Source organism: Kosakonia sp. HypNH10, assembly GCF_029850615.1.
GTDB lineage: Bacteria > Pseudomonadota > Gammaproteobacteria > Enterobacterales > Enterobacteriaceae > Kosakonia > Kosakonia cowanii.
On sequence record NZ_JAOTIU010000003.1, the window covers coordinates 338,523 to 359,097 of the forward strand.

The window sequence follows — 20,575 nt, forward strand, 5'->3', positions numbered from 1 at the left end:
GCTGTAATCGCCCGCCAAAACCGCTAGACTAAGTGACTTACTTCACAAAACTGGCCCAGGAACCCCATTAACGTCGTGATGCGCAGCTCCTTTACCTCTCCCCTTATCTCCCTTCTTGCCTTTTTAGTGGCGGGAGGCGATGCCCATGCGCTGCAGAGCAAATATGTGCAGCAGGCGGAAAACCCGTTTGATAACAATGGTGACGGCCTGCCGGATCTCAGCATGGCGCCAGAGACGGATGCGCAGGAGAAACACTTTGCCGAGGTGGCGAAAGCGTTTGGTGAAGCGAGCATGACCGACAGCGATCTCAGCGCTGGTCAACAGGCGCGCCAGTTTGCCTTTGGAAAACTGCGCGATGTGGTGAGCGGCGAGGTCAATCAGCAGGTGGAGTCCTGGCTTTCGCCGTGGGGCAACGCCACCGTTGATATGAAAGTGGATAACGAAGGGCAGTTTAACGGCAGTCACGGCAACTGGTTTGTACCGTTGCAGGACAATAACCGTTACCTGAGCTGGAGCCAGCTGGGCCTCACGCAGCAGGATAGCGGGCTTATCGGTAATGTAGGGCTCGGGCAGCGCTGGGTGGCAGGCGACTGGCTGCTCGGTTACAACACCTTTTACGACACGCAGTTGGAAGAGAACACCGGGCGCGCCGGGTTTGGCGCGGAAGCGTGGGGCGAATACCTGCGTCTGTCGGCCAACTACTACCAGCCGGTGAGCCACTGGCGCTACGACACGGCGACGCAGCAGCAGCGCATGGCGCGCGGTTACGATGTGACTGCACAGGCGCGGCTGCCGTTCTACCAGTACGTCAACACCAGCGTCAGCGTGGAGCAGTACTTTGGCGACAGTGTCGATCTGTTTGATAGCGGCACCGGTAATCACAATCCGGTCGCCGTTAAACTGGGGGTCAATTACACCCCGGTGCCGCTGGTGACCATCACCGCCGAGCATCGCCAGGGGGAGAGCGGGGTAAGCCAGAACGATCTGGGGCTAAAACTCAACTACCGCTTTGGCGTACCGCTGCATAAACAACTCTCGCCCTCTGAAGTCGCCGTCAGCCGCTCGCTACGCGGCAGCCGCTACGATAGCCCGACACGCAACAATCTGCCGGTGTTTGAGTATCGCCAGCGCAAAACGCTTTCCGTCTTCCTGGCGACGCCGCCCTGGGATCTACAGCCGGGTGAGACGGTGGCGCTTAAGCTGCAAATTCACAGCACGCACGGTATTCGCAGCCTGACCTGGCAGGGCGATACCCAGGCGCTGAGCCTGACGCCGCCGGTGAATGCGCGCAGCGGCGATGGCTGGACGTTGATTATGCCGCGCTGGGACAGCAGCGAAGGGGCAAGCAACAGCTGGACGCTATCAGTGCTGGTGGAGGATGAGAAGGGGCAGAAAGTGGAGTCCAACACCATTGTGCTGAAACTGACCGAGCCGGTGATCCCACCGGCAACGGAAGGCGGTACGGACTGGTCGCTGCCAGCCGCGCCGTGATCAGAAAACCCGCTCCTGGTGTACCCAGACCGCCGCTTCGACGCGGGATTTTAACTTCATCTTTTTCAGCATATGTTTGACGTGCACTTTCACCGTGCTCTCGGTGATATCCAGACGGCGGGCAATCATCTTGTTTGGCAGCCCTTGGGCGATCAGTTTCAGGATGTCGCGCTCGCGCGGCGTTAACTGGGAGATATCGCGATCGGTAGTCGCGCGGTTAGCGCGCAGGCTGGCCGCCAGCACCGGGGTCAGCGCCTCGCTCAGCACCATTTCGCCTGCCGCCGCCTGCTGTAAAGCCTTCAGCAAATCTTCCGGCTCCATATCTTTCAGCAGGTAGCCGTCGGCACCGCGCTTCAGGGCGGTGACCACATCCTCTTCATGATTAGAGACGCTGAACACCACAATGCGCCCGGAAAGGGTCTTCTCCCGCAGCTTATCGAGGGTTTCCAGCCCGTTCATGCCCGGCATATTGAGATCGAGCAGGATCAGGTCCGGGTCCAGCGACTCCGCCAGTTCAATGCCTTGCTCCCCGTTGCTCGCCTCGCCGACGACGGTGATGTCGTGGGCCATGCTAATTAACTGCTTCACACCGGTACGCAGCATCGGATGGTCGTCGATCAGCAGGATAGTTGCCGGATCCTGATTACTCATGGTTATCTCCTTGCATGGATGAGAGAAACGTTTCGGGTATAAACGTCACGACAACGTCAGTCCCCCCGGAGGCTCCGGGACGCACCTGGCAGTCGCCGCGCAGGCTTTGCGCGCGGTCACGCATAATAATTAATCCGTAGTGGTTGGTTCGTTCCGCATTGTCCGGGATACCGCACCCGTTATCGCTGATGCGTAATACCACCCGGTTTTCCTGTTGTTGCACGGCGACGCTGACCGCGGTAGCGCCGGAGTGTTTTAACGCGTTGCTCAGCGCCTCGCGGGCGATCTGCAACAGATGAATGGCCTGATGCGCCGGGACAACGCGAGGTGGAAGCTGGTAATCAAGCCGCACCTCGAAGCCAAAATGGGCGCTGTACTCCTGACAGCTGGACTCCAGCGCCGGGCGCAGACCCGGCTCGGTGAGCTGTAAGCGGAAAGTGGTCAGCAGCTCGCGTAGCTGCGCCCAGGAAGTATTGAGTTCATTACGAATCTGGCTCAGCAACTGGCGGCTGCTCTCGGGGATTTCGTCACCCTGCATCTGCAAACAGCTGACCTGCATCTTCATACAGGAGAGGGACTGGGCAATCGAATCGTGCAGCTCGCGGGCAATGGTCGCGCGCTCCTCCATCACCATCAGCTGCTGCTGGCGATCCTGATGGCGATCCAGCGCCAGTGTGGCGGTAAGCTGTTCAACCAGGGTATCAACCAGCTGCTGCTGGTCATGGCTTAAATGGCGGCCCGGCGGCAGCTTCGCCAGCAGCAAGCCGTACTGCATATGGGCATCCGCCAGCCGCCATTTGAGCGTCGAGCCAATGCCGGTCGATTCAATCAACTTACCGTCGCGCGGGCAGAGGTGGCAGCCTTTCACATCGCAGCTGGCCGTCGACTGGCAGGTAAACTCCTGGTGATTCTCTTCATCTTCCAGGTCGTAAACCCGCAGTTCAATATCATGCAGCAGGGTCAGATTTTGTAAGCCGTTGAGCACCGGCGAGAGGCGCTCGCACATCGGAATGCGTGAATGCAGGCGGTGGTTGGCCTGCCATAAGAAGGAGAGGATCTCGTTTTTCTGCTCAAGCCCGGCGGTCTTCTCCTGTACGCGCCGCTCAAGCACCGCATAACTCTCGCCCAGCTCCGCAGACATATTGTTCAGCGCCTCGCCAAGGGTCGCCATTTCGTTGCCGCCGCTGATATGGGCGCGCTGGGTAAAATCACGCTGGCTGACGGCGCGCGCCATATGCAGCAACTGCTGCCACGGACGGAGCAGACGCGCTCGCAGCCACATCAGCGCAAGCAGGATCAGCAGGCCCATCAGGACAGCCATCACCCGGTGCAGCACCACCACTTCGGCGATGCGGTGCTCGGTGTTGCTGTCGAAAGCAGAGACCAGTTTATCGATGCGCCCGACAAAGACGGCGATGATCTCCGCGACCTGCGCGGGCTGCCGGGCATCTTTGATCGCCGGGATCACCACGTTGTGCCAGTAGGTTTGCAAATCAGCAAGCTGCGCCTGCTGCCCATCGCGTTTCGCCGCCAGCGCCAGTTCGGGACTGAAAGCGGTGTGCTCCATCTCATCGAACAGATATTGCTCATCTTCCTGCAGCGGGATGGCCGACATCAGGCGGTAGCTCTGCATACGCAGCGAGCCTGCTTTGTTGATGGCGTGCGCGCTGCCCTGAACGCCCTGCACCAGCCAGCCGGAGACCGCCATACCGGTCACGCCAATCAGCGTGGATAACAGCATCAGTACGGCCAGTTGGCTGACCAGCGACATCGGTGAAAAGAGGCGTTTAAGCATGGGGAAATGAGACTCCTTGGCCGCAAAAGGTGCGGGTGGCGTTATTGTCAGCTATCGCCTGGAGTATACCCATACCCACAAAGAGTTACTCCTTTATTGCCAGCGGGGTGACATTCGGAGGGACAAACGACCCGGCAGCGGTCAGCGCCGTGAAAAACCACACCTTTTTTGAAGGTAAACGCTACTCATAAATGAGCATGATGTTTTTTTGCGCTTTATAACGCCAGCTTTTCCTTTGATTTATATCAACTTAACGCGCGCCACAGAAATTAATGTGGCAGGCATCAAACTGCACATCAGAGGTGTCTATGCATCAAACATCCGTTCCGGATACGCGTTCGTCATCACGGGTTATTACCGAGTGGCGTCCCGAAGATCCGGCTTTCTGGCAGCAGCAGGGACAGCAGATTGCCAGCCGCAATCTGTGGATCTCCGTGCCCTGCCTGCTTTTAGCGTTCTGCGTCTGGATGCTGTTTAGCGCAGTGGCGGTGAATCTACCCAAAGTGGGCTTTCAGTTCACCACAGACCAGCTGTTTATGCTGACGGCGCTGCCGTCGGTCTCCGGCGCACTGCTGCGCGTACCGTACTCCTTTATGGTACCGGTGTTTGGCGGCCGTCGCTGGACGGCATTCAGCACCGGCATTCTGATTATCCCCTGCGTCTGGCTCGGTTTTGCGGTGCAGGATACCTCCACGCCATTCACCACATTTATCATTATCTCCCTGCTGTGCGGTTTTGCCGGAGCGAACTTTGCCTCCAGCATGGCAAACATCAGCTTCTTCTTCCCGAAAGAGAAGCAGGGCGGGGCGCTTGGCATCAACGGCGGCTTCGGCAACCTTGGCGTCAGCGTGATGCAGCTGATTGCGCCGCTGGCGGTCTCGTTCTCCATCTTTGCTGCCTTTGGCGGCGGTGGCGTAACCCAGCCTGATGGCACCATGCTCTATCTGCAAAACGCGGCGTGGATCTGGGTACCGTTCCTGGCGGTGTTTACCCTGGCGGCATGGTTCGGCATGAACGAACTGGCGACCTCAAAAGCGTCGCTCAGCGCGCAACTACCGGTGCTGAAGCGCTCGCATCTGTGGATCATGAGCTTCCTCTACCTGGCGACCTTCGGCTCGTTTATCGGCTTCTCTGCTGGCTTTGCGATGCTGTCAAAAACTCAGTTCCCAGAGGTGCAGATCCTGCACTTTGCCTTCTTCGGGCCGCTGGTTGGCGCGCTGGCACGTTCCGCAGGCGGCGCGATTTCCGACCGTCTTGGCGGAACGCGCGTGACGCTGGTGAACTTTGTGGTCATGGCGATCTTCAGCGCCTTGCTGTTCCTGACGCTGCCGTCCAACGGCGAGGGCGGCAACTTCACCGCCTTCTTCTGCGTCTTCCTGGTGCTGTTCCTCACCGCCGGGCTGGGCAGCGGCTCCACCTTCCAGATGATCTCCGTGATCTTCCGTAAGATGACCATGGAGCGGGTGAAGAAAGCGGGTGGTAGCGAAAGCGACGCGATGCGTGAAGCCGCGACGGAAACGGCGGCCGCACTGGGCTTTATTTCGGCGATTGGCGCGATTGGCGGCTTCTTTATCCCGAAAGCGTTTGGCACCTCGCTGGCGCTGACCGGCTCGCCGGCGGGCGCGATGAAAGTATTTCTCGTGTTCTATATCGCCTGTGTGGTGATCACCTGGGCGATATACGGGCGTAAAAAACAATAATAAATGTAGTGTGTTGATTATCATTGCGCGGCTTCGGTCGCGCATTTTTTTGCCCCTATATAGTTACAACATACTAATGGTTTTACCGTGCCTGCTTCGGTTAGCACTGTGACCGGTATCGCATCGCAGCGGCGTCTACCCCTTAATACCTGGATACCGGGATAAATCTGAATAATTCAGTAACTAAATATAATATATTTATGTGAATCAATTAGTTACGTAAAAATCATCGATAACTCTTTGGGAGTACTGCGTTGTCAGCCCATAAATGGCGCGCTATGGCGGCTTGATCATCATCAATTCTCTTTGTCTTTGCGGGGGTTACCTTCGCGGCAAATGCAGCAATGTCGATTTAGCCAGAGAGCCGAAAAGGCTCCAACAGGAGAACCCCGATGAGTAAATTCCTGGACCGGTTTCGCTACTTTAAACAGAAAGGCGAAACCTTTGCCGATGGGCACGGCCAGCTTGTAAACACCAACCGGGACTGGGAGGATGGATACCGCAGCCGCTGGCAGCACGACAAAATCGTGCGCTCAACCCATGGCGTAAACTGCACCGGCTCTTGCAGCTGGCAGATTTTCGTCAAGAACGGCCTGGTCACCTGGGAAACCCAGCAAACGGACTACCCGCGTACCCGTCCTGATATGCCAAACCACGAACCACGCGGCTGCCCGCGCGGGGCGAGCTACTCCTGGTATCTTTACAGCGCCAACCGCCTGAAATACCCCCTGATGCGTAAACGCCTGATCAAACTCTGGCGTGAAGCGAAAGCGCAGCACAGCGATCCGGTAAATGCCTGGGCTTCTATCATTGAAGATGCTGATAAAGCGAAGAGCTTTAAGCAGGCGCGTGGACGCGGTGGCTTTGTGCGCTCCTCCTGGCAGGAAGTGAATGAACTGATTGCCGCCTCTAACGTCTACACCGTAAAAACATACGGCCCGGACCGCGTGGCTGGCTTCTCGCCAATCCCGGCGATGTCGATGGTCTCTTACGCCTCCGGCGCACGTTATCTGTCGCTGATTGGCGGCACCTGCCTGAGCTTCTACGACTGGTACTGCGACTTGCCGCCTGCTTCACCGCAGACCTGGGGCGAGCAGACCGACGTGCCGGAATCCGCTGACTGGTACAACTCCAGCTACATCCTCGCCTGGGGCTCTAACGTGCCGCAGACCCGTACCCCAGATGCGCACTTCTTTACCGAAGTTCGCTACAAAGGGACAAAAACTGTCGCGATTACTCCGGACTACGCAGAAATCGCCAAGCTGTGCGACCTGTGGCTGGCGCCGAAGCAGGGCACCGATGCGGCAATGGCACTGGCGATGGGCCACGTGATGCTGCGTGAATTCCACCTCGATAAACCGAGCCAGTACTTCACTGATTATGTTCGTCGCTACACCGACATGCCGATGCTGGTCATGCTGGAAGAGCGTGATGGCTACTACGCCGCGGGCCGCATGCTGCGCGCCGCCGATCTGGTCGATGCGCTGGGCCAGCAGAACAACCCGGAGTGGAAAACCGTCGCGCTGGATAGCGAAGGCAATATGATCGCCCCGAATGGTTCCATCGGTTTCCGCTGGGGCGAGAAAGGGAAGTGGAACCTTGAGCAGCGTGATGGCGGCAACGGCGCAGACGTTGAACTGACCCTCAGCCTGCTGGGCAAACACGATGATGTTGCACAAGTTGGCTTCCCGTACTTTGGCGGCGACAACACCGAGCACTTCCAGGGCGTCACGCTAGATAACATCCTGCTGCACAAACTGCCGGTCAAACGCCTGCAACTGGCGGATGGCAGTAGCGCGCTGGTGACCACCGTTTATGACCTCAATATGGCCAACTACGGTCTGGATCGCGGTCTGGGTGATGAAAACTGCGCCAGCCGTTATGACGAAATCAAAGCCTATACGCCAGCCTGGGCAGAGAAAGTGACCGGTGTGCCGCAGGCACAGATCATTCGCGTTGCGCGCGAGTTCGCCGAGAATGCTGATAAAACCCACGGCCGTTCGATGATCATCGTCGGTGCCGGGATGAACCACTGGTATCACCTCGATATGAACTATCGCGGGTTGATTAACATGCTGGTCTTCTGTGGCTGTGTTGGTCAGAGCGGCGGCGGCTGGGCGCACTATGTTGGCCAGGAAAAACTGCGTCCGCAGACCGGCTGGCAGCCGCTGGCCTTTGCCCTCGACTGGCAGCGTCCGGCGCGCCATATGAACAGCACCTCTTACTTCTATAACCACTCCAGCCAGTGGCGCTATGAAACGGTGACGGCGCAAGAGTTCCTCTCGCCGATGGCGGATAAATCCCGCTACAGCGGTCATCTGATTGACTTTAACGTCCGCGCCGAGCGTATGGGCTGGCTGCCTTCCGCGCCGCAACTGGGTACTAACCCACTGCGTATTGCCGCCGAAGCGGAAAAAGCTGGCATGTCAGCGGTGGATTACACCGTGAAATCCCTGAAAGAGGGTTCGCTGCGCTTCGCCGCCGAGCAGCCGGAAAACGGTAAAAACCATCCGCGTAACCTCTTTATCTGGCGCTCCAACCTGCTTGGCTCCTCCGGGAAAGGGCATGAGTACATGCTCAAATATCTGCTCGGCACCGAGCACGGTATTCAGGGCCAGGATCTGGGCAAACAGGGCGGCGTGAAACCGGAAGAGGTGGATTGGCAGGATAACGGCCTCGACGGCAAACTCGACCTGGTGGTGACGCTCGACTTCCGTCTCTCCAGCACCTGTCTCTACTCTGACATCGTGCTGCCGACCGCAACCTGGTATGAGAAAGACGACATGAATACCTCGGATATGCATCCATTTATTCATCCGCTCTCTGCCGCCGTCGATCCGGCGTGGGAATCGAAAAGCGACTGGGAAATTTATAAAGGTATCGCCAAATCCTTCTCCGCGCTCTGCGTCGGACATTTAGGCAAAGAGACCGACGTCGTGACGCTGCCGATTCAGCATGACTCCGCTGCCGAGCTGGCGCAGCCGCTGGGCGTGAAGGACTGGAAAAAAGGCGAGTGCGATCTTATCCCGGGTAAAACCGCACCGCACATTATTCCGGTGGAGCGCGATTACCCGGCAACCTATGAGCGCTTTACCTCTATCGGCCCGCTGATGGAGAAAATCGGTAACGGTGGGAAAGGCATCGCGTGGAATACTCAGAGCGAAATGGATCTGCTGCGCAAGCTCAACTACGTGAAAGCGGATGGCCCGGCGAAAGGCCAGCCGATGCTTAACAGCGCCATCGACGCGGCAGAGATGATCCTCACCCTCGCACCGGAAACCAACGGCAACGTGGCGGTGAAAGCCTGGGCGGCGCTGAGTGAATTTACCGGTCGCGACCATACGCATCTGGCGCTGAATAAAGAAGATGAGAAGATCCGCTTCCGCGATATTCAGGCGCAGCCGCGCAAAATTATCTCCAGCCCAACGTGGTCTGGCCTGGAAGATGAGCATGTCTCTTACAACGCCGGTTATACCAACGTTCATGAGCTGATTCCATGGCGTACGCTCTCCGGCCGTCAGCAGCTCTATCAGGATCACCAGTGGATGCGTGACTTTGGCGAAAGCCTGCTGGTCTACCGTCCGCCCATCAACACCCGTTCGGTAAAAGAGATGCTGGGCGTGAAAGGCAACGGCTACCCGGAGAAAGCGCTCAACTTCCTGACGCCGCACCAGAAGTGGGGGATCCACTCCACTTATAGCGACAACTTGCTGATGCTGACGCTTGGTCGCGGCGGCCCGATTGTCTGGCTGAGTGAAACCGACGCCAAAGAGATGGGCATTGCCGATAACGACTGGATCGAAGTCTTTAACAGTAACGGCGCACTCACCGCCCGTGCGGTGGTCAGCCAGCGCGTACCGTCCGGTATGACGATGATGTACCACGCCCAGGAGCGCATTGTGAACCTGCCAGGCTCGGAGATCACCGGCCAGCGCGGTGGCATTCATAACTCGGTCACGCGTATTACGCCGAAACCGACGCACATGATTGGCGGTTACGCGCAGCTGGCGTACGGCTTTAACTATTACGGCACGGTCGGGTCCAACCGCGATGAATTTGTGGTGGTACGTAAGATGAAGAACATTAACTGGTTGGATGGCGAAGGCAATGACCAGGTACAGGAGAGCGCAAAATGAAAATTCGTTCACAAGTCGGCATGGTGCTGAATCTCGATAAGTGCATCGGCTGTCATACCTGTTCAGTCACCTGTAAAAACGTCTGGACCAGCCGCGAAGGGATGGAGTACGCGTGGTTTAACAACGTCGAAACCAAACCGGGCACCGGCTTCCCGACCGACTGGGAAAACCAGGAGAAGTGGAAGGGCGGCTGGATCCGTAAAATCAACGGCAAGCTGCAACCGCGCATGGGTAGCCGTGCGATGCTGCTGGGCAAAATCTTCGCTAACCCGCATCTGCCGGGCATCGATGACTACTACGAGCCGTTTGATTTTGACTATCAGAACCTGCATAACGCGCCGGAAAGCAAGCATCAGCCGATTGCGCGTCCGCGTTCGCTGATCACCGGCCAACGCATGAACAAAATCAGCGCCGGGCCGAACTGGGAAGACGATCTCGGCGGCGAGTTCGAGAAGCTGAGCCGCGATCAGAACTTCGAAAACATGCAGAAGGCGATGTACGGCCAGTTCGAAAACACCTTCATGATGTATCTGCCGCGCCTGTGCGAACACTGCCTCAACCCGGCCTGCGTCGCCACCTGCCCGAGCGGTGCCATCTATAAGCGTGAAGAAGATGGCATTGTGCTGATCGATCAGGATAAATGCCGCGGCTGGCGCATGTGCGTTACCGGCTGCCCGTACAAAAAAATCTACTTCAACTGGAAGAGCGGCAAGTCTGAGAAGTGCATCTTCTGCTACCCGCGTATCGAAGCGGGCATGCCGACGGTCTGCTCCGAAACCTGCGTAGGGCGTATTCGTTACCTCGGCGTGCTGCTGTATGACGCGGATGCGATTGAGAATGCGGCCAGCACCGAAAATGAGAAAGACCTTTATCAGCGTCAGCTGGATGTCTTCCTCGATCCGCACGATCCGGCAGTGATCGCTCAGGCTCTGGAAGATGGCGTACCGCAGAGCGTAATCGACGCGGCGCAGAAATCGCCGGTCTACAAAATGGCGATGGACTGGAAGCTGGCACTGCCGCTGCACCCGGAATACCGCACGCTGCCGATGGTCTGGTATGTGCCGCCTCTGTCACCGATTCAGTCCGCTGCCGATGCGGGCGAGCTGGGCAGTAACGGCATTCTGCCGGACGTCGAGAGCCTGCGTATTCCGGTGCAGTATCTGGCGAACCTGCTGACCGCCGGGGATACCCAGCCGGTGCTGCTGGCGCTGAAACGTATGCTGGCAATGCGTCACTTCAAGCGTGCTGAAACCGTCGACGGTGTGATTGATACCCGTGCGCTGGAAGAGGTGGGCCTGACGGAAGCGCAGGCGCAGGAGATGTATCGCTATCTCGCCATCGCCAACTACGAAGACCGTTTTGTGGTGCCGTCCAGCCATCGTGAACTGGCGCGTGAAGCCTTCCCGGAGAAGAGCGGGTGTGGCTTTAGCTTCGGCGATGGGTGTCATGGTTCGGATAACAAATTCAACCTGTTCAACAGCCGCCGCATCGACGCGGTGAATGTGACAGTGAAAACGGAGCCGCACGCATGATTGAACTGGTGGTTATCTCCCGCCTGCTTGAGTACCCGGATGCTGCCCTGTGGCAGCATCAGCAGGAGCTGTTTGATGCGCTGGCCTCCGGCGACAATCTGTCGAAAGCGGACGCCCAGCAGGTAGGTATCTTTTTACGTGACCTGACTTCGCAGGATCTACTCGATGCGCAGGCCACCTACAGTGAGTTGTTCGATCGTGGTCGCGCCACCTCGCTGCTGCTGTTCGAGCATGTGCACGGTGAATCACGCGATCGTGGCCAGGCGATGGTGGACCTGCTGGCGCAGTATGAGCGCCACGGGTTGCAGCTCGACAGCCGCGAGCTGCCGGACCATCTGCCGCTCTATCTGGAGTATCTGGCGCAGTTGCCAACCGCTGAAGCGATTGGCGGTTTACAGGATATCGCGCCGATCCTGGCGCTGTTGCAGGCGCGCTTACAGCAGCGTGAAAGTCACTACGCCTCGCTGTTTGACGCGCTGTTGACGCTGACGAAAACCGAGGTGGATAACGCGCAGGTGGCGGAAAAAATTGCCGGCGAAGCGCGCGACGATACGCCGCAGGCGCTGGACGCGGTATGGGAAGAGGAGCAGGTGAAGTTCTTTGCTGAACAGGGCTGCAATGATTCCGATATCACTGCGCACCAGCGTCGTTTTGCCGGTGCCGTCGCGCCGCAATATCTGAATATCTCAACAGGAGGAGAGCGCTAATGCACTTCCTTAATATGTTCTTCTTTGACATCTATCCCTATATGGCGGGCGCGATCTTCCTGATTGGCAGCTGGCTGCGGTATGACTATGGGCAGTACAGCTGGCGGGCAGGCTCGAGCCAGATGCTTGACCGTAAAGGGATGAACATTGCGTCCAACCTGTTTCACTTAGGCATCCTCGGGATTTTTGCTGGTCACTTCCTCGGTATGTTGACGCCGCACTGGATGTACGAATCCTTCCTGCCGATTGAAGTGAAGCAGAAGATGGCGATGATCGGCGGCGGTGCCAGCGGCGTGCTGTGCCTGGTGGGCGGTCTGATGCTGCTCAAGCGCCGTCTCTTTAACCCGCGTATTCGCGCCACGTCGACGGCGGCGGATATCCTGATCATGAGCCTGCTGATGGTGCAGTGTACGCTCGGTCTGCTGACCATTCCGTTCTCTGCACAGCATATGGACGGCAGCGAAATGATGAAGCTGGTGGGCTGGGCGCAGTCAGTGGTGACCTTCCATACCGGTGCGTCAGCCCATCTTGATGGCGTTGCCTTTATTTACCGCGTGCATCTGGTGCTCGGCATGACGCTGTTTGTGCTCTTTCCGTTCTCTCGCCTGGTGCATATCTGGAGCGCGCCGGTGGAGTATTTAACGCGTAAATACCAGATTGTCCGCGCTCGTCGCTGATAACGCTGGATTGACAATGAAAAACCCTGCCCCGGCAGGGTTTTTTGTTTTCGGCGCGGTGCGGGTTGTGTGCCGGATGGCGGCTGCGCCTTATCCGGCCTACGGGTTAGTTCTATATGTTCGATTGCCGTCGGCCCGATAAGCGGAGCGCCATCGGGCAATGGCATGTTGCACGATTCAACATTGGGCGCTGGTTTTGTAGGCCCGATAAGCGAAGCGCCATCGGGCAATGGTATTTTGCACGATTCAACATTGGGCGCTGATTTCGTAGGCCTGATAAGCGAAGCGCCATCAGGCAATGCAGCGGTTGCAGAACTGGTAAATATAAAAGAAGGGTAGCGGAATAAGCAGGGGGAAGGATTACTCGTCGCTGCGCTCCTCGCCCTGCGGGTCGTTGCCTGCGGCAACGCTCTCTCGCTACGCTCGAGTCGAACCTTGGTCGAAGCTTCTCATCCTTCCCCGAATGGAGAATATGAATGAACAGAACGCGTATAAGAATGGGAGTTTTATTCGAGAGATGGTGGTGGGGGAAGGATTACTCGTCGCTGCGCTCCTCGCCCTACGGGTCGTTGCCTGTGGCAACGCTCTCTCGCGATGCTCGAGTCGAACCTTAGTCGAAGCTTCTCATCCTTCCCCGAATGGAGAATATGGGTGAACAGAACGTGTATAAGAATGGGAGTTTTATTCGAGAGATGGTGGTGGGGGAAGGATTCGAACCTTCGAAGTCGATGACGGCAGATTTACAGTCTGCTCCCTTTGGCCGCTCGGGAACCCCACCACGGGGTGACTACATTGTTGCGGTATTGCAGAGGAAGGATTATTCGGAGCTACGCTCCTCACCCTTCGGGCCGTTGCCTTTGGCAACGTTCTCTCGCTGGTGCTCGAGTCGAACCTTCAAAGTCGGTGACGGCAGATTTGCAGTCAGCTCCCTTATGATCGCTCGGGACCCCACCACGGGGTAATTCAAATTGTGATGCAGGACGTAGATGGTGGTGGGGGAAGGATTCGAACCTTCGAAGTCGATGACGGCAGATTTACAGTCTGCTCCCTTTGGCCGCTCGGGAACCCCACCACGGGGTCACTACATTATTGTGGTATTGCAGAGAAAGGATTATTCGGAGCTACGCTCCTCACCCTTCGGGCCGTTGCCTTTGGCAACGTTCTCTCGCTGATGCTCGAGTCGAACCTTCAAAGTCGGTGACGGCAGATTTGCAGTCAGCTCCCTTATGATCGCTCGGGAACCCCACCACGGGGTAAAACTTTTTACTGGCCGCTTCCTTCTCGGGAAGCGGGGCGCATCATACCAAATGACGCGCCTCTGTAAAGCATTCAATCGTGAAAAATGAATCGGTTGCCTGCTTTTTACCCGCAACGCTGTAAAGCCAGGCAACCTGAAGAGAGAGCGCTTAAAGAATGATTGTCCGGTTACCGTAAACAAAAACGCGCTGGGCCAGCACCTGGTAGAGCGCGCGGCTGAGCACGTTCTTCTCCACGTCGCGACCGGCGCGCATCATATCTTCAGCAGTATAGGTGTGATCGACATGGATCACGTCCTGCATGATGATTGGGCCTTCATCCAGATTGTCGTTAACGTAGTGCGCGGTAGCACCAATAATCTTCACGCCGCGCTCATAAGCCTGGTGATAAGGGCGTGCGCCGATAAACGCCGGCAGGAAGGAGTGGTGAATATTGATGATCTTATTCGGGAAGCGCGAGACAAAGTCCGGCGTCAGGACGCGCATATACTTCGCCAGCACCACGTAATCAGGCTGATGGGCTTCAATCGCTTTCACCATCAGATTGTCGTGCGCTTCGCGCGTTAAGCCTTCGTGGCTGACCAGCTCGAAGGGAATGTCGAAGCGTTCAACCAGCGGGCGCAGCGTTTCGTGGTTGCCGATCACTGCCGCGATCTCAACATCCAGACCGCCATAGTTGGCTTTCATCAACAGATCGCCGAGGCAGTGCGCCTCTTTGGTCACCAGAATCACCACCCGACGACGACCCGCCGCGTTCAGCTCACGAATAGAGCCTTCCGGCAGCGCGCTGTCGAGATCGGCCAGCAGCGTGGCATCGTTAAAAATGCCCTCAAGTTCGGTACGCATAAAGAAGCGGCCGGTACGGTGGTCGACAAATTCATTATTCTGAACAATGTTCAGCTCGTGCTTATAACAAATGTTAGTGATACGAGCGATAAGGCCCTTCTGATCGGGGCAGATGGTGCGCAGAATTTTACGTTGTAAAGAGTGCATTGCCGGGTAAATCCTGTTGAGTGTGTTTGTTAAGGGTGCTGCCGGGCTTATTGCCCGCAGCACTTTTTGAATTTTTTACCTGACCCGCAGGGGCAGGGATCGTTACGACCAAACTGCGGGCGCGTACCGTCGATGTAATACCATTCGCCGTTTTCCTTTAAAAAACGGGAACGTTCAATAATTGCGCCATTTTTGTCATTCTCGCGAAAGCGAGCAACAAAACTGACATAACCTTCATTGTCATCGTGACCGTAAGCGTGCTCAAATAGCGTCAGTCCGAGCCAGGTTGTGGCCGCGAAACCGGCCTCAATCTGTTCGCGAAAGGTGTGTGCCGCGCAGGAGGGATGCCAAGTTTTCACCAGATAATCCGTCTGATGTAAGACAAAAGCGGTATAGCGAGAACGCATCAGGCGAGAGGGATCCGGCGCCGCGTGTTGACCAGACAGATAAGGCTGGCAACATACGCTATACTCCTGAGCGCTACCGCAAGGACATGTTTGAGACAAAACAGCATTCCTGAAACAATAATAACGGCGCAGCACGCGCCAGGGTGGCAATATGTTAACTGAGCCGCCGCGTTGTGGCTACAGTAAGCCGGGGGAAGTGAAGCACGCGGAATGAGAACGGTAAAAATCGGTCTGGCGCTGGGTTCTGGCGCAGCCAGAGGTTGGTCGCATATTGGCGTCATTAATGCGTTAGAGCGCGCCGGCATTACTATTGATGTCGTGGCAGGATGCTCAATCGGGTCATTAGTTGGCGCGGCATACTCCTGTGGACGTTTGTCTCTGCTGGAGAATTGGGTGCGCTCTTTCCGCTACTGGGACGTACTGCGGCTTATGGATCTCTCCTGGCGCCGCGGCGGTTTGCTGCGCGGTGAGCGCGTGTTCAATCAATACCGCCAACTCCTTCCTTTCGACGACTTTAGCCACTGTGAAAAACGTTTTGGCGCGGTCGCAACCAATCTCAGCACCGGACGTGAGTTATGGTTTACCGAAGGCGATCTGCACCGTGCTGTGCGCGCCTCATGCAGTATTCCGGGTTTGATGTCGCCCGTTGCGCATAATGGCTACTGGCTGGTCGATGGCGCGGTGGTTAACCCGGTCCCGGTCTCATTAACCCGCGCGCTGGGTGCTGATATCGTTATTGCCGTTGATCTTCAGCATGACGCCCATTTAATGCAGCAGGATTTGCTCTCCGTAACGCCTTCCGATAGCGAGATGGAAAAAGGTAGCGGTGAAGCCCTGCGCTGGCATCAGCGCCTGCGCGAACGGCTTAGCCGCACCACGCCGAAACGCCCGGTGACGCCGACTGCGATGGAGATCATGACTACGTCGATCCAGGTGCTGGAAAACCGCCTCAAGCGCAACCGTATGGCGGGCGATCCGCCGGATATTTTGTTGCAACCCATTTGTCCGCAAATATCCACTCTCGATTTTCATCGTGCTGATGCGGCGATTGCCGCCGGGCAATTAGCGGTGGAAAAGAGGATGGACGAGTTACTTCCGCTGGTGCGGACTTTAGCGTGAACATAATTTTTATAAGACTTCAGCAAATTCTGACAGGCGAGTGTCGGCGAAGCATGCCACTATTGATCTACTGTCAGGCAGGGGAGAAGAGATGACGCAGCCGTTGGTCGGAAAACAGATATTGATAGTGGAAGACGAACTCGTTTTCCGATCGCTGCTGGATTCATGGTTGCAATCTCTTGGCGCAACGACGTTGCTGGCCGGAGACGGAGTGGATGCGCTGGAGCAGATGGCTGGCAATCAACCCGATTTGATTATTTGCGACCTGGCCATGCCGCGTATGAATGGTCTCGCGATGGTTGAAGCGCTGCGCAACCAGGGCATGCAGACGCCGGTGCTGGTGATTTCCGCTACCGAAAATATGGCCGACATCGCAAAAGCCCTGCGTCTTGGCGTGCAGGATGTCGTCCTGAAGCCCGTTAAAGATTTTAATCGTCTGCGGGAAACTATCTTCGCCTGCATCTACCCAAATATGTTTAATTCCCGGGTCGAGGAGGAGGAGCGTTTATTCCAGGACTGGGATGCGCTGGTGGATAACCCGCAGGCGGCAGCGAATTTATTAAAAGAGCTTCAGCCTCCTGTACAGCAGGTCATTTCCGGTTGTCGGGTAAATTATCGCCAGCTTGTTTCCGCTGAAAGCCCCGGACTGGTGCTGGATATTGCACCGCTTTCCGGACACGATCTCGCTTTCTATTGTCTTGATGTAACTCGCGCCGGCAATAATGGCGTGCTGGCGGCGCTGCTGCTGCGCGCATTATTTAACGGCTTACTTCAGGAACAATTGTCACATCAACGCCAGCGCTTACCTGAAATGGGTGCTTTACTTAAGCAGGTAAACCAATTGCTGCACCAGGCAAATTTGCCGGGGCAGTTCCCGTTACTGGTGGGGTATTACCACAGCGAGCTTAAGAATTTGTTATTAGTTTCGGCCGGTTTAAACGCCACGTTAAATACCGGTGAACACCAAATTCAAATCAGCAGCGGCGTTCCTCTCGGTACGCTTGGGAATACCTACCTGAACCAGGTAAGCCAGCGCAGCGAAGCGTGGCAATGTCAGGTTTGGGGTGCAGGCGGGCGGTTACGCTTAATGTTGAACGCGGAATGAGCGATCGCGTGGCGAAGCTCAGATAGATTTACCCGTCATTTAAAAACGGGTGCTAATATCGCCGCAGTTTCTTCGTATTAATCCGAATTAGTTGTTAGCGCGTCCTTTTCAGACCTGGTCATTGGGTTGGTACTGATATACTCAGACGCGAGTTAATTCATGAACCTGTTCAAATCATGGACAGTCCAGGAGATTTCAATGGCTGCAATAAATTCGAAAGTGACTAAAGCAGTAATCCCGGTCGCGGGGTTGGGAACGAGGATGCTACCAGCTACGAAGGCAATTCCGAAAGAAATGTTGCCGCTGGTTGATAAGCCATTAATTCAGTACGTGGTCAATGAGTGCATCGCCGCGGGCATTACTGAAATCGTTCTGGTAACACATTCATCTAAAAACTCTATTGAAAACCACTTCGATACCAGCTTTGAGCTTGAAGCAATGCTGGAGAAGCGCGTTAAACGTCAGCTTCTTGAAGAAGTGCAATCTATCTGCCCGCCGCACGTGACCATCATGCAGGTGCGTCAGGGCCTGGCGAAGGGTCTTGGCCATGCCGTCATGTGTGCGCATCCGGTTGTCGGCAACGAGCCGGTCGCTGTTATCCTGCCGGACGTTATCCTTGATGAGTTCGAATCCGATCTGTCGCAGGATAACCTCGCTGAGATGATCAAACGCTTCGACGAATCGGGTGCCAGCCAGATCATGGTTGAGCCGGTTGATGACGTTACCGCATACGGCGTAGTGGACTGCAAAGGCGCCACGCTGAACCCGGGCGACAGCGTGCCGATGGTTGGCGTGGTTGAGAAACCGAAAGCGAACGTCGCGCCGTCAAACCTGGCGGTTGTTGGCCGCTATGTCCTGAGCGCTGAAATTTGGCCGCTGCTGGCGAAAACGCCTCCGGGAGCCGGTGATGAGATCCAGCTTACCGATGCAATCGATATGCTGATCGAAAAAGAGACCGTTGAAGCCTATCACATGAAAGGCAAAAGCCATGACTGTGGTAATAAACTCGGCTATATGCGCGCCTTTGTAGAATATGGCATTCGCCATAACTCTCTGGGCGAAGAGTTTAAAGCCTGGCTGAACGAAACGGTAGGCGCTGCTAAAGCATAACCCCCAGCGCAGAAAGTAAATAAGGTCGACATTAATCGTGCTCAGCACTGATTATCGTCGGCCTTTTTTATTGCGCGTTTATCAGAAGGCCTTTGTGAAAAGGGGAGATAAGAAAAAGCCTACAATGCTGGTAATAAAAATGGCGGGTTTTTGAGCGCTGCCAGCGGCGAAAACAAACATCGTCATCGTCCGGCCTATTTGTGAAGAAATTGTGTAGAACGGGCAAAAAAAAATCCCGCCAGCGGCGGGATATTAAAAGCAGATAAGCGTTTACTCACTTAAGCGAGCAGAAAGTCTTCCAGCTTTTTACCTTGTTCATCGATAGCTTTTTTGATTACGGCTGGAGTACGCCCCTGACCGGTCCAGGTTTTCGTTTCGCCATTTTCATCTACGTAGCTATATTTAGCCGGACGTGCAGCGCGTTTTGCTTTAGTACCCGTTTTAGCCGCAGCCATGCTGTTCAGCAATTCATTCGGGTCAATACCATCAGCAATTAACATTTCACGATACTGCTGCAGTTTACGGGTACGCTCTTCAACTTCAGCTGCGGCAGCGTTCTCTTCTTCACGACGCTCATTAACCACGACTTCTAATTTTTCCAGCATCTCTTCCAGTGTTTCAAGCGTGCATTCTCTTGCCTGTGCGCGCAGAGTACGGATGTTGTTCAGAATTTTAAGGGCTTCGCTCATTGTAGTAATCTCAAACTTATATTGGGGTGGTTTGTTGGGCTAATAATAGAGCGTTAAATTCAGCAGTGCAATAGCCGCGAATGTAAGGAATTCAAAATAGCTCTTTATTTAAGTCTTTCCTAAATACCGCTATCTTAAATTTTTAATCAACAACCACACTGCCAGACAGGTATAAGCGTGCAGCCCAGCTTCGTTCATATGCAAAGGTGAAACGATATTTTTTGATTATTCCTTTAGGAGAAATAGCCATAATGGATAAATAACAACCGCGTGTATTACCGTGTTAAATGCGCTTACTTTAGTAAAATATTAATAATTTCTGGATGATATGATAAGGATCATCGCATAACGACCGTATGCTAACTTCCTGAATTCGTTACGGCTGTTTCTTTTGCAGCTACAACCGCTGCGATCGGAAAATGCGTGTTTATGCGTAAATCTGTCTACAGGATTAACCTAAGCTACAACGCTTGCTCAGGTCCGGCCGTTAAAACATGATACAATTCGCCGCAGGATCATCACACTTTGATTAGGGTTTTGCGCGCAATGGCACAGCTTTATTTCTACTATTCAGCAATGAATGCAGGGAAATCGACGGCATTACTACAGTCCTCGTACAATTATCAAGAGCGAGGCATGAGAACGGTAGTTTATACCGCAGAAATTGATAACCGCTTTGGTGCAGGGAAAGTCAGTTCCCGGATTGGTTTATCCTCGCCCGCACGTCTGTTTAATCAGCACACCTCGCTGTTTGACGACATTAAAGCTCAGCACGAAGAAGAAGCCGTGCACTGTGTGCTGGTGGACGAATGCCAGTTTTTGACGCGGGAGCAGGTATATGCTCTTTCAGAAGTGGTGGATGAGCTTGATATTCCCGTGCTCTGTTATGGGCTGAGAACTGATTTTCGCGGCGAGCTCTTTGGCGGAAGCCAGTATTTGCTGGCGTGGTCAGATAAATTAGTAGAGCTTAAAACCATCTGTTTCTGCGGCCGTAAGGCAAGCATGGTGCTGCGACTGGATCACGCGGGACGTCCTTATAATGAAGGCGAGCAGGTGGTAATTGGCGGCAATGAACGCTACGTCTCCGTATGCCGTAAACATTATAAGGAAGCGCTGGCAGAAGGCTCTCTCGCGACGATACAGGCGCGGGTAAGAGGGTAGGGATTGCGTACCGCGACCTGAGTAAATAGATGCTGGTTGCGCAGAA

At 55.4% G+C, this 20,575-nt stretch carries 15 protein-coding genes, 2 tRNA genes and 4 other RNA genes; 10 read left to right on the plus strand and 11 right to left on the minus strand.

Translation table 11 applies throughout. The features are described from left to right. The first annotated feature begins 78 nt into the window (after positions 1–78). Positions 79–1,491 (plus strand): YchO/YchP family invasin, encoded by a 1,413-nt coding sequence (locus N7V53_RS11010; protein WP_279793567.1) that lies wholly within the window; start codon positions 79–81, stop codon positions 1,489–1,491. Here the strand turns inward: N7V53_RS11010 and narL are convergent, their stop codons facing one another. Together narL and narX are read right to left on the minus strand one after the other, a co-directional pair. Next, positions 1,492–2,142 carry a two-component system response regulator NarL gene (gene narL, locus N7V53_RS11015; RefSeq protein WP_023478729.1) on the minus strand — a complete coding sequence of 217 codons (651 nt, stop codon included), beginning with the start codon at positions 2,140–2,142 and terminating at the stop codon, positions 1,492–1,494. Continuing rightward, entirely contained in the window at positions 2,135–3,937 is a 1,803-nt protein-coding gene (gene narX / locus N7V53_RS11020; protein ID WP_279793399.1) for a nitrate/nitrite two-component system sensor histidine kinase NarX, read from the minus strand. Before narX ends, narL begins: the two co-directional genes overlap by 8 nt. A gap of 308 nt (positions 3,938–4,245) precedes the next feature. Between narX and N7V53_RS11025 the strand changes: the two genes are divergently transcribed. From N7V53_RS11025 to narI, 5 genes are all read left to right on the plus strand, one after another. Further along, on the plus strand, positions 4,246–5,637 hold the full coding sequence (locus N7V53_RS11025) for a NarK family nitrate/nitrite MFS transporter (protein WP_279793400.1): 1,392 nt from the start codon (positions 4,246–4,248) through the stop codon (positions 5,635–5,637). A 392-nt stretch (positions 5,638–6,029) separates the two neighbouring features. Next, positions 6,030–9,773: a nitrate reductase subunit alpha gene (locus tag N7V53_RS11030; RefSeq protein ID WP_279793401.1), complete on the plus strand. Its 3,744-nt coding sequence runs from the start codon at positions 6,030–6,032 to the stop codon at positions 9,771–9,773. After that, positions 9,770–11,305 (plus strand): nitrate reductase subunit beta, encoded by a 1,536-nt coding sequence (gene narH / locus N7V53_RS11035; protein WP_023478752.1) that lies wholly within the window; start codon positions 9,770–9,772, stop codon positions 11,303–11,305. Before N7V53_RS11030 ends, narH begins: the two co-directional genes overlap by 4 nt. Then, positions 11,302–12,012, plus strand: coding sequence for a nitrate reductase molybdenum cofactor assembly chaperone (gene narJ, locus N7V53_RS11040; RefSeq protein WP_023478820.1), 711 nt, complete (start codon positions 11,302–11,304; stop codon positions 12,010–12,012). Before narH ends, narJ begins: the two co-directional genes overlap by 4 nt. Then, positions 12,012–12,689, plus strand: a complete 678-nt coding sequence (gene narI, locus N7V53_RS11045; RefSeq protein WP_279793402.1) for a respiratory nitrate reductase subunit gamma — start codon at positions 12,012–12,014, stop codon at positions 12,687–12,689. The genes narJ and narI overlap by 1 nt, the downstream gene beginning before the upstream one ends. Before the next feature lie 343 nt (positions 12,690–13,032). Here the strand turns inward: narI and N7V53_RS11050 are convergent. From N7V53_RS11050 to N7V53_RS11085, 8 genes are all read right to left on the minus strand, one after another. After that, positions 13,033–13,163, minus strand: a non-coding RNA gene (locus N7V53_RS11050) — RtT sRNA. A 44-nt stretch (positions 13,164–13,207) separates the two neighbouring features. Then, positions 13,208–13,338, minus strand: a non-coding RNA gene (locus N7V53_RS11055) — RtT sRNA. 44 nt (positions 13,339–13,382) lie between these two features. Then, positions 13,383–13,467, minus strand: a tRNA-Tyr gene (locus N7V53_RS11060). Between the two features lie 22 nt (positions 13,468–13,489). Continuing rightward, positions 13,490–13,634: non-coding RNA, RtT sRNA (locus tag N7V53_RS11065), on the minus strand. 42 nt (positions 13,635–13,676) lie between these two features. Then, positions 13,677–13,761, minus strand: a tRNA-Tyr gene (locus N7V53_RS11070). A gap of 22 nt (positions 13,762–13,783) precedes the next feature. Then, positions 13,784–13,928: non-coding RNA, RtT sRNA (locus N7V53_RS11075), on the minus strand. Between the two features lie 167 nt (positions 13,929–14,095). Next, positions 14,096–14,938: a formyltetrahydrofolate deformylase gene (purU, locus tag N7V53_RS11080; protein WP_279793403.1), complete on the minus strand. Its 843-nt coding sequence runs from the start codon at positions 14,936–14,938 to the stop codon at positions 14,096–14,098. A gap of 47 nt (positions 14,939–14,985) precedes the next feature. Further along, a complete protein-coding gene (locus N7V53_RS11085) occupies positions 14,986–15,444 on the minus strand; it encodes a YchJ family protein (protein ID WP_139966252.1) in 459 nt (152 codons plus the stop codon). A 111-nt stretch (positions 15,445–15,555) separates the two neighbouring features. Between N7V53_RS11085 and rssA the strand changes: the two genes are divergently transcribed. From rssA to galU, 3 genes are all read left to right on the plus strand, one after another. Beyond that, on the plus strand, positions 15,556–16,464 hold the full coding sequence (gene rssA / locus N7V53_RS11090) for a patatin-like phospholipase RssA (protein WP_034812189.1): 909 nt from the start codon (positions 15,556–15,558) through the stop codon (positions 16,462–16,464). A gap of 91 nt (positions 16,465–16,555) precedes the next feature. Further along, the gene (rssB, locus tag N7V53_RS11095) at positions 16,556–17,569 is read left to right on the plus strand and encodes a two-component system response regulator RssB (RefSeq protein ID WP_023478635.1); all 1,014 of its coding nucleotides are present in this window, start codon (positions 16,556–16,558) and stop codon (positions 17,567–17,569) included. Positions 17,570–17,767: 198 nt separating this feature from the next. Next, positions 17,768–18,679, plus strand: a complete 912-nt coding sequence (gene galU / locus N7V53_RS11100; RefSeq protein ID WP_023478871.1) for a UTP--glucose-1-phosphate uridylyltransferase GalU — start codon at positions 17,768–17,770, stop codon at positions 18,677–18,679. A 278-nt stretch (positions 18,680–18,957) separates the two neighbouring features. Here galU and hns read toward each other — a convergent pair whose 3' ends face one another. Next, positions 18,958–19,368, minus strand: coding sequence for a histone-like nucleoid-structuring protein H-NS (hns, locus tag N7V53_RS11105; protein ID WP_023478663.1), 411 nt, complete (start codon positions 19,366–19,368; stop codon positions 18,958–18,960). Between the two features lie 546 nt (positions 19,369–19,914). On the opposite strand from hns, the gene tdk reads away from it, so the two are divergent. Beyond that, complete coding sequence (gene tdk / locus N7V53_RS11110) at positions 19,915–20,529, plus strand: thymidine kinase (RefSeq protein WP_124968191.1); 615 nt, start codon at positions 19,915–19,917, stop codon at positions 20,527–20,529. Positions 20,530–20,575 lie beyond the last annotated feature (46 nt).

Bases quoted from the DNA above. Each gene is read 5' to 3' on its own strand.
- hns (WP_023478663.1), bottom strand. From the start codon at position 19,368: ATGAGCGAAGCCCTTAAAATTCTGAACAACATCCGTACTCTGCGCGCA.
- galU (WP_023478871.1), top strand. From the start codon at position 17,768: ATGGCTGCAATAAATTCGAAAGTGACTAAAGCAGTAATCCCGGTCGCG.
- narX (WP_279793399.1), bottom strand. From the start codon at position 3,937: ATGCTTAAACGCCTCTTTTCACCGATGTCGCTGGTCAGCCAACTGGCC.
- rssA (WP_034812189.1), top strand. From the start codon at position 15,556: ATGAGAACGGTAAAAATCGGTCTGGCGCTGGGTTCTGGCGCAGCCAGA.
- narL (WP_023478729.1), bottom strand. From the start codon at position 2,142: ATGAGTAATCAGGATCCGGCAACTATCCTGCTGATCGACGACCATCCG.
- narI (WP_279793402.1), top strand. From the start codon at position 12,012: ATGCACTTCCTTAATATGTTCTTCTTTGACATCTATCCCTATATGGCG.
- narJ (WP_023478820.1), top strand. From the start codon at position 11,302: ATGATTGAACTGGTGGTTATCTCCCGCCTGCTTGAGTACCCGGATGCT.
- N7V53_RS11025 (WP_279793400.1), top strand. From the start codon at position 4,246: ATGCATCAAACATCCGTTCCGGATACGCGTTCGTCATCACGGGTTATT.
- N7V53_RS11030 (WP_279793401.1), top strand. From the start codon at position 6,030: ATGAGTAAATTCCTGGACCGGTTTCGCTACTTTAAACAGAAAGGCGAA.
- N7V53_RS11010 (WP_279793567.1), top strand. From the start codon at position 79: ATGCGCAGCTCCTTTACCTCTCCCCTTATCTCCCTTCTTGCCTTTTTA.
- purU (WP_279793403.1), bottom strand. From the start codon at position 14,938: ATGCACTCTTTACAACGTAAAATTCTGCGCACCATCTGCCCCGATCAG.
- rssB (WP_023478635.1), top strand. From the start codon at position 16,556: ATGACGCAGCCGTTGGTCGGAAAACAGATATTGATAGTGGAAGACGAA.
- narH (WP_023478752.1), top strand. From the start codon at position 9,770: ATGAAAATTCGTTCACAAGTCGGCATGGTGCTGAATCTCGATAAGTGC.
- tdk (WP_124968191.1), top strand. From the start codon at position 19,915: ATGGCACAGCTTTATTTCTACTATTCAGCAATGAATGCAGGGAAATCG.